Raw genomic sequence first — 8,637 nt, 5'->3', positions numbered from 1 at the left:
GGCCCCGCACTGGCTGGTGTCGCACCCCACGTGCGTTCCCGTCAGCCGCAGGTTCTCGCGCAGGAACTGCACCAGCAGCGTGCGCGCATCGATCTCACCCGAAACAGACTTCCCGTTCACTGTCATCTTCAAGGTCGTCCTGCCACTCGCAGCCGCCGTCGGTTGCCGCGGCAGAGCGGTTGGCGCGTCGCTCCGGCCTGGCGACGTCTGCCCTTTCCGAAACAGTGAGAACATGTCTTGCCTCCTCGCAGGCGGAACTCGTGTCCGCGCTCACTTCGATCGGTCGCGCAATCAGGAAGTAGCCCGTCCGACACCGACCCAACTGCGTCGGCGTGGCGGGCAGAATGCAATTCGAGCAGCGATGAATCGGATCCCGTTCATGGTTCCTCCCGGGGCGCCATTCCTCGAGACGTTCGGCGCCTTTCGTCGATCATTGCCGACTTCGGCGCCATCTAGTCCGCAAGTCGGCCTTCCAATCAATGGCCGCCGGCGGCAAAATCAGCCCAAGGACAGAAAAATTCGCGAACCCAAAATCGACTTTCACCAATATCGTCGCAGCTTGCAACGGCTAAGTACATAGTGTCGCAATTTGCGACACCTGGGAGGTGACGCATGAGGGGAGTCTCTTCTGTCTTCATCCAGTCCGCACGAGGCAAATTCTTTGGCAAAGGGGAGTTGCCAACCGAGGAAGTTGGCCAGCCGATCCTGCGGTCCTGGCTGCGCTGTGCGGAAATCGGGCTCGAGCAGAGCCGTGCGCCGCGCTTCGATCCGCTAAGCGGCCATGAACTCCATGTCCTTTGCGAGCGCCATGAGCGGCTCAGGCGAATGTGTCGGTCCGAATTCGATGCACTCAATGTTGAGGCCCGTGACACGGGCGGCATCGTCATTCTCGCCAATGCGGAAGGCATCGTTCTCGATGCGGTTGGCGATGTTGCCTTCGCGGGACAAGCAGCCGAGGTGGCCCTGCGCCCGGGCGTCAGCTGGAACGAAAGCCTGGTTGGCACCAACGCGATTGGAGCTGCGCTGGCCGAGCGACGTCCGGTTGCTGTGCATGGGGCCGAGCACTTCTTTGAACTGCACCAGATCTTGAGCTGTGCGGCGGTCCCGATTACCGATCCGCGAGGGGTCATCGTCGGTGTGCTCGACCTTTCGGCGCATGCCAGCGTCATGCGCGTTCATGCGCTGGGCCTCGTCCGCCTGGCCGTTGACCAGATCGAGCATCGCTTTTTTGATCGGGTATTTGATGGCTACACCGTGCTGCGTTTCCACTCCGACCCAGCAGTCATCGGAGCACCGCGCGAAGGCATACTCGTGTTCGACGAGGCCCAGCGCCTGATCGCCGCCAACCGCCGAGGGCTTTCTTTTGTCCGAAGAGACTGGGCTGCTCTGGACGAGGCACAACTGGATGAGCTGTTCGACGACGCACCAAAGGCAGCGCCCCACCCTATGGAGCTCTTCGGCGCGGACGGCAGCCGCTATTTCGCGGTTGTGAAGCCGCCATCGCGCGGACATGCCAATGGCCTTTGCACGCAAGGATCGGAGAACGGGCAGGAGCTTTGTGTGTCCGGCTCGCAATGTCTGAGAGACGCAGAGATATCGACCATGAAAGCCGCGCTCGAGGCATGCGGCGGCAACGTCAGCCAGGCTGCGAGACAGCTTGGGGTGCACCGCAGCACTCTCTATCGACGCTTGCTTGGCAGCGAGCGCGATTCCAGAGCTGCGCCCGCAGGCAAGCGGGCGTAGAGTGAAAGTTCCTGCTGTGACGATCTCGCTGCTTTAAGCCAGTGACGCGGTGAATGCCTGCCCTTTCAGTCTCTTTCCGGGGGACGCTTTTCGGACGAAACATGCATTTTGCATATTGCTTTCGCGGTGGGGAATAAGATAGATTTCGTATAGATGTTCTGGCCCGGCGGCAGGCGGCTTGCCACAGCGCCGGCGGGCGTCTGGAGAGTTTCGAGCGGCCGATCTCGCACGCGGGAGGGATGTGATGACGTACGTTGTCACTGAAAACTGCATCAAGTGCAAGTACATGGACTGCGTCGAGGTCTGCCCCGTAGATTGCTTCTATGCGGGTGAGAACATGCTGGTGATACACCCCGACGAATGCATCGATTGCGGGGTGTGCGAGCCGGAATGCCCGGCCCAGGCCATCAAGCCCGATACGACACCTGGATTGGAGGAGTGGCTGACCCTTAACCGTGAGTACGCAGCCAGATGGCCGAACATAACGACAAAGGGAGCATCTCCTGCCGACGCAAAGGAATGGGACGGAATTGCCGATAAGCGCGATCACTTCAGCCCCAACCCACATGGAACCAAGCCGCGATCGGAAAGGACGATCTCTGGCGTCGGGCCGGGGACGGGCACGGCTCAGAGTGCCGAGTGAACCGGTATGTTGAGAGGGAGCAGGGCCCCGCCCGGTCGGTTCGACAGATGAGCGACGACGCTATCCTGGACGCGCTGAAGAAGGTCATGGACCCTGAGCTTGGTATCGACGTTGTCGACCTTGGGCTCGTCTGCCGTGCGGAGCGCGTTGCCGATGCGATCGAGGTTGCCCTGGCAATGACGTCGCCTGCTTGCCCTCTGGGGGAGGCGATGGTCGAGGAGGCCAGGCTTGCCCTTCAGGAATCCTTCCCGGAGACATCGTCCATCCATGTGGAGCTGGTCCGCGATTTCGCGTGGTCTCCGGAGCGAATGAGCGAGGAAGGCCGGCGCCAGCTTGGGTTGAGCTAGGCGGCTTCGAGTTGCGGCCGCCTGGCTGGGGCAGCAGCAGACAAAGGAGAACGTGCCCATGGCCAATGCACAGCTTTCAATCGATACGGTCATTGACGTGCGCTCGATCATGCCGCGTGAGCGGCATGCCCTGATCTTCGAGACATTCCGGAAGCTCGCGCCCGGGCATGGCTTCATGCTCGTCAACGACCACGACCCGAAGCCGCTCTACTATCAATTCCAGGCCGAACACCCGGGCACGTTCGGGTGGGACTATTTGGAGAAGGGGCCGGATGTCTGGCGCGTCGCCATCAGCCGGCCAGCGTGAGCAGGCCGGCACCAACAGGGTGTCGCCGCCGCCAGGGCTGAAGTGGCGTCGGCTGCGGTTCGTTCCTCTCGGCATCGCGGCGGCCGCGCTACTCACCGGGTTGTGGGTCGGGCTTGCACGGCTGGGCCTCGCGCTGCCGGGCGGCATGCCCGTGCTGGCCGAATTCCACGGCGCCCTGATGATCAGCGGTTTTCTCGGAACCGTGATCAGCCTCGAGCGCGCGGTCGCAATCGGGCGATGGTGGGCGTACGCGGCGCCCGCGCTGTCTGGCCTCGGAGCGCTGGCACTTCTTGCCGGCGTTCCGCCGCTCGCTGCTGCAGGCTTTCTCCTGGCAGGGCTTGCCCTCACGATCAATTCGATGGTGGTGGTGGTGCGCCAACCTGCACTCTTCAGCGTGGCGCTCGCGGTCGCGGCAGCTTGCTGGGCCATCGGAACCGCCGCCTGGATCCTGGGATGGAATACAGCCGAGTTGACCGGATGGTGGCTCGCGTTTCTCGTCCTCACCGTCGCAGCCGAACGGCTCGAGCTGAGCCGGCTTCTGTCGCCCCCGCGCCTGAGCCAGGTCACGTTTGCTTGCGCGGCCGCGTTGATCCTGATTGGGGCCGCGCGCCGCGAACTCGCCGGCAATCCTGCTCTCTTCAGCGGCATGGGGCTCATTGGCGCGACATTGTGGCTCCTCAAGCATGATGTTGCGTTGAGAACGGTGCGGCAACTGGGGCAGACCCGGTTTTCGGCAACCTGCATGATCTCCGGCTATGTCTGGCTGGGGGCCGCCGGCTTGCTGCTGCTCCTGGCGCCACCGGGAACGGCGGCCTTCACCTACGACGCGGCCGTGCATGCGATCGCTATCGGCTTCATCTTCTCGATGATCTTCGGGCATGCCCCCATCATCCTGCCGGCGGTGACGGGACTGCGCGTGGGGTTCAGTGGCTTTGCCTATGCGCCCCTCGCGCTTCTGCACGTCTCTGTGCTGCTGCGCGTTGCGGGCGACCTCCTTGCCTGGACAGACTTGCGTGCCGGCACGGGGCCGCTGACGATGGTAGCGCTGGCGGGCTATGCGGGTACCTTGATCGTGGCATCGCGGGCAAGGCGGCAGCCCGTGCGATGATCGACCACGGTCCGCTTTTGGATCAGCCCAACCTTGATGGATGGGCTGCCTCGCGTGGGACGCATCCGAGGGCGCGGCAGGTTGCGACGGCGATCACGGTCCATACGAGGCTGCGAAGCATCATCGCTCCGACCGTCCTGGCCGCGAACGAGCCGCCCACGGCGACATGGATGCCGAATGCGACAAACGCCGCCAGCGTTGCCGCGGCGATGACCGCTGATAGCCATGCTGCCCAACGCTTCCACACAAGGATGCCGTACCCGGCGGTCACGTAGGCGAAGCCGGCAATGAAGTTGAACCAGAGCACGAAGGGTACGATGTCGTCGGCGGAAGCCGGATCGGCGATCAAGGTCTTGCCGCCGACAAGGATGGTGGCAACGCCAAAGAGGATGGCGCTCCATGCCGCCGGCGCGGCCCAGCGTGGGCGGATCGCACTCGTTCCAGTCATGGCCGATCTCCCGGCTGCGGCAGAGCGAGGAGCCGGGCGAGATTGCGGCTCGGTTTCAGAAGATCGGCGATGGTGTAGCCGTCGAGCGTGCTGAAGAAGGCCTCGAGGGCTTGGTGAAGTGCCTTCCGCAACACGCAGGCCGGCTCAATGACGCACAGGCAGTTCCGATCCTGAAAACACTCGACGAGCGCCAAGTCATCCTCCGTCTCGCGCACGAGCCTGCCAAGGTTGATCTTCGCGGGGTCTTTGGCCAGCCGGACCCCACCCCCCTTGCCGCGCATGGTGTCGAGATAGCCGAGCTGGCCAAGGCGGAAGACCACTTTCACCAAGTGGTTCCGGTTGATCCTGTGACGCTCCGCTATCTCGTCGATGGTGGCGATCTCGCCGCCCTTCAGGGCAACATAGATGAGCGCGCGAAGGCAATAGTCCGTGAAGATGGTCAGGCGCATGCGTCAGAGTCCGCAACGGCATCGAGGCGAGCCATTGTTATCATATAAGATATCTCTAGAATATATTATTATAGCAGACTGCCCCTTGCGCAACGGGTGCCGCGCGGGCGACAACAGAGCAGTGCCTGGCTCCCTTGATTTCGATCAATGTACGGCCTGAACGTGCGTCTTTTCTGAACGGGGACCGTGACCGCTGATGGAGGAGCCGGAATGGCAGATCCATGGCGACATCTATCTAGGAGTGATGATCGGGAAACCGGTGGCGGCTTTCTGCGGGCGTGCTTTGCGACGGAATTGCGAGCCTGGCATGGAGAGGAGCCGTTGTGGAAGGTGTTCTGGGGCTACGGTGTGCTTGCGAGCGCAGTCCTGGCGTTCCTTTATCTTATTGCAATGGATGAGAAGCGCGTGGCCATGCAGCAGATGCTCTTGATTGTCCTTGCAGCCTACACGGTCTGGATTCTTGTGGCGATCTGGCGCTGCGCCGCAAACTCCCCGTGGGGTGCGCTGGCGCGCGGGCTTACCATTGCCTGGGCGGCCAACACCATCCTCATCCTGGCCTTCCTACAGGTCGATTTGTTCGCCGCCTATATCGGATGATGAGCGGATGGACACGCCGGTGCGGGTTGGCGCCTGGCGCGTGAGCGTGACGGACGCGATCGCAGCGCTGCTCGCGGTGACGACGTCGTCGCATCAATCCTGATCATGGAGATCGAGCCGGGGCGTCGCTCGGCAAGTACGACTGTCGTAGCGCACCATGCGCGTCCCGATGGTCGATGTCCAAACGCGGTTCGCACAGATCACCCGGCGGTTGCGCCGTGGAACCGTCACGCGGACTGCGCGCTGATGCCGCCTGATGGCTGGTTGACAGCAGGAACGAGCCTCATGTAAATAACTATCCAGTAAGTTATTAATTGGTGCATCGATGTCGACGCGACCGCGAGGAGACAAGGTCCCGCCCCGCTGGCACCGGCGGGCCGACGCCAGGCCGGACGAACTTCTGAGCGCGGCGCTGGAGGTCTTCGGCGAGCGCGGCTTTGCGGGCGCAAGGCTCGAGGACGTGGCCCAACGTGCCGGGGTCACCAAGGGAACCATCTACCTCTACTTCGACTCGAAGGAGACGCTCTTTCGCGAGGTGGTGCGGGCGGGGGTCGGCGCCGCAGTTGCGTCAGGCGAGCAGTTCGTGCGTGACTATCAGGGCCCTACGGCGGAGCTGCTCGCAACGTTCATGCGGCGCCTCTGGGAGGCAATGCGAGATCCGGCAAACGCGCGTCTTGCGCGGCTGGCCTCGTCCGAGCTCGGAAGCTTTCCTGATCTGCTGCGTATGTACATGGACGAAGTGGTCCTGCGTACGCGCCGCTCAATCTCGGCCATCGTCGAGCGCGGTGTGACGCGCGGCGAGTTCCGCGCCGTATCGCCCGTTCTTGCCGGCCGCATGGTCCAGGCACTTTGCGTCCACGTCGCCCAGGCGCAGGGCTTCATCGGTGCCTTCGACCGCGACAAGGCAAGCGATGAGCAGGTTGTTGACGCTGTTGTCGATCTGGTCATGCACGGCGTGCTTGCAACCCCGATCGCTGATAAGTGCCCTCGCACCCATATCATAAAGAGCCCTCGCAGAAGGAGACAGTAGCGATGCATCCCGAGCCCTTGAGGCCCGCGCCCAGGCGCACGCGAGCCGGCTTTGCAATCGTTGGCTGTGCTGCGATGAGCGTCATCATGGGCCCTGCCTTCGCACGGGCGCAGGCGATCATGGACGACGGGCGTCTCGTTGTCCCTGAGCGGCGCACCCTGCAATGGGCGACAGGCGAGGGCAATCGCGAGCTCATCGAGAGCACCTACGCGCGGATCAGCCGCCTCACCGGCAGTACGCCGGGTTCGTGGAGTTACGAATGGATGCAGGTGGCTTCGCACTTCGAGGCGCGGGGTGACGATGCGGCTCGTCGCGGCGATGGCGTGCGCGCGCGCAGCGCCTATCTCAAAGCCTCCCTCTATTACGCGCTCGGGTACTTTCCCGACAACGCCTCACCGGAGCAGAAGGCATCATACGCAAAGCATCTTTCGACCTACGTCAGTGCCAGTCGCTTCTTCGAACACAAGTTGGAGGTGGTTGCACTTCCCCTCGAGCACTCCCGCATCGTCGTGCATCTCCATGTACCGCCGGGCGTGACAAAGCCGCCGATCGTGCTTTGGAACGGCGGTGTCGACTGGTGGAAGGCCGGCTACCACTCGTTGATCGAGCTGCTGATCAGGCGCGGGATCGCCGTTGCCGCCTTCGACCTGCCGGGCACTGGCGAGAGCGCAGCGTGGACCGCGGGGCTTGACCAGGGAAAGCTGCACCGGCACGTGCTCGATCACCTGGAGCAGAGCGGCCGTTTCGACTTCACTCGCGTCGGCATGGTCGGAGTCAGCTTTGGAGGCCACTATGCGGTGCGCGTGGCCGCTACCGAGCCGCGCGTGAAGGCGGCGGTCAATTTCTGTGGACCGATCCAGCGGATCTTCAACGCTCCGGCAGGGGTCATCTCGCGGGTTATGGCTTCACCAGAGGGCGCCACCTTGCGCGCGGCAGCCCGTGCCAGAGGACTGGTTCCTGGCCAGGAGCAGGCCGGGCAGGCCGAGCGTTTCGATCTCGTCCGCCTCGGAGTGGTTGGCGAGGGCCGCCGTATCGATATCCCTATCCTTTCCGTCAATGGCGGCCGCGATCCCTTCGCTCCGCCGGAGGATATGGACCTGGTGCAGCGCTCGGCTCCGAAAGGCGAGGTCTGGCGGCTCGGCACCTCCGGCCATTGCGCTGTGGAGTACGGCGCGGTCGTGTGGCCGCAGGTTTTCGACTGGCTGGAGGAGAAGTTGGGCACCGTACCGCCGCGACAGCAGTAAATCCGCGACGGCGCACCCCGCAAGCCTCCCCAGCTTCGACGCCTTTGTCTCGGGCTCTGCCTGGCCGGCGTCAGACTCCGCCAACCAGCGGCGCATAGGATTTCGATCGGATGAGTCGGCAGGGCCCGACGGTGCGACTGGCATTTACCGGTGGAACATTGGCGTGCATTGGCGTATCGCGCCTCATTTGTTCCTGACTGGCGTCACATAGTTTCTGACCAGGCGGAGTGGCGTGTGAAAAGGCCAAGGGGACGTCCCATGGCGAGAACCATTGTGATCGCATTCGCATTGATCTTTGGAGCCTTCTTGTCCGCGAAAGCCGAGCCAAGCTGCACCGGAGAGATTGCGACAGCGCTCTCTACCGAGCGCCCCTCGCCACTGCAGGAAAGGTCGATCTCCAATAAGTGGAAGATCGCGGATGTTCTCTGTTGCTGCAAGACGCAAAGTGGGGGCGAGTGCTGCACTCGCGTAGCTCAGTGCGGCGGCAAGCCCCCTGGCTGCTTCTGCGCCTCGCCCAGCGTTCCGGGTGCTTCACAACTCTCGTCTGTGGCGCATCGCTAAGCCCGCAAAATACACCGGCCCGCAGCGCCGGCAGGTTAGTCGTACTGTGTCACGTTTGTCCTCGCCATCTTTGTCTTGCGAGCGGCGTTGCGCAACATGGGCAGCGAGGCAGGCGTCGGGCGAGTTCGACTTCGATGCGTCGGCGCATGGTGGCGATCGA

9 protein-coding genes and 2 pseudogenes are annotated in these 8,637 nt (G+C 63.2%); 8 read left to right on the top strand and 3 right to left on the bottom strand.

Features of this window, described 5'->3' with window-relative positions:
- Positions 1-126 (bottom strand): annotated as a pseudogene (locus F9K20_RS20925) ((2Fe-2S)-binding protein); the annotation flags it as partial.
- A 486-nt stretch (positions 127-612) separates the two neighbouring features.
- On the opposite strand from F9K20_RS20925, the gene F9K20_RS20920 reads away from it, so the two are divergent.
- From F9K20_RS20920 to F9K20_RS20900, 5 genes and pseudogenes are all read left to right on the top strand, one after another.
- Positions 613-1,743: a sigma-54-dependent Fis family transcriptional regulator gene (locus F9K20_RS20920; RefSeq protein WP_291006652.1), complete on the top strand. Its 1,131-nt coding sequence runs from the start codon at positions 613-615 to the stop codon at positions 1,741-1,743.
- Positions 1,744-1,987: 244 nt separating this feature from the next.
- Positions 1,988-2,308, top strand: a pseudogene (fdxA, locus tag F9K20_RS20915) (ferredoxin FdxA); the annotation flags it as partial.
- A gap of 125 nt (positions 2,309-2,433) precedes the next feature.
- Positions 2,434-2,733, top strand: coding sequence for a metal-sulfur cluster assembly factor (locus tag F9K20_RS20910; protein WP_291006649.1), 300 nt, complete (start codon positions 2,434-2,436; stop codon positions 2,731-2,733).
- 58 nt (positions 2,734-2,791) lie between these two features.
- On the top strand, positions 2,792-3,040 hold the full coding sequence (locus tag F9K20_RS20905; protein ID WP_291006647.1) for a DUF2249 domain-containing protein: 249 nt from the start codon (positions 2,792-2,794) through the stop codon (positions 3,038-3,040).
- Entirely contained in the window at positions 3,006-4,148 is a 1,143-nt protein-coding gene (locus F9K20_RS20900) for a hypothetical protein (RefSeq protein ID WP_291006645.1), read from the top strand. Before F9K20_RS20905 ends, F9K20_RS20900 begins: the two co-directional genes overlap by 35 nt.
- Before the next feature lie 22 nt (positions 4,149-4,170).
- Here F9K20_RS20900 and F9K20_RS20895 read toward each other — a convergent pair whose 3' ends face one another.
- Together F9K20_RS20895 and F9K20_RS20890 are read right to left on the bottom strand one after the other, a co-directional pair.
- Positions 4,171-4,596, bottom strand: a complete 426-nt coding sequence (locus tag F9K20_RS20895) for a hypothetical protein (RefSeq protein ID WP_291006642.1) — start codon at positions 4,594-4,596, stop codon at positions 4,171-4,173.
- The gene (locus F9K20_RS20890) at positions 4,593-5,045 is read right to left on the bottom strand and encodes an Rrf2 family transcriptional regulator (RefSeq protein WP_291006640.1); all 453 of its coding nucleotides are present in this window, start codon (positions 5,043-5,045) and stop codon (positions 4,593-4,595) included. Before F9K20_RS20890 ends, F9K20_RS20895 begins: the two co-directional genes overlap by 4 nt.
- A 210-nt stretch (positions 5,046-5,255) precedes the next feature.
- On the opposite strand from F9K20_RS20890, the gene F9K20_RS20885 reads away from it, so the two are divergent.
- The 3 genes from F9K20_RS20885 to F9K20_RS20875 all read left to right on the top strand — a co-directional run bounded on the left by F9K20_RS20885 (position 5,256) and on the right by F9K20_RS20875 (position 7,916).
- Entirely contained in the window at positions 5,256-5,642 is a 387-nt protein-coding gene (locus F9K20_RS20885; RefSeq protein WP_291006637.1) for a hypothetical protein, read from the top strand.
- Positions 5,643-5,967: 325 nt separating this feature from the next.
- Entirely contained in the window at positions 5,968-6,672 is a 705-nt protein-coding gene (locus F9K20_RS20880) for a TetR/AcrR family transcriptional regulator (RefSeq protein ID WP_291006635.1), read from the top strand.
- A gap of 74 nt (positions 6,673-6,746) precedes the next feature.
- A complete protein-coding gene (locus tag F9K20_RS20875; protein WP_291006633.1) occupies positions 6,747-7,916 on the top strand; it encodes an alpha/beta fold hydrolase in 1,170 nt (389 codons plus the stop codon).
- Positions 7,917-8,637 lie beyond the last annotated feature (721 nt).

The sequence above is a fragment of the Hyphomicrobium sp. genome, assembly GCF_009026145.1.
Classification (GTDB): Bacteria; Pseudomonadota; Alphaproteobacteria; order Rhizobiales; family Hyphomicrobiaceae; genus Hyphomicrobium_A.
Note: the sequence above shows the minus strand (reverse complement) of the source record. Positions and strands in the feature narration are given on the sequence as shown.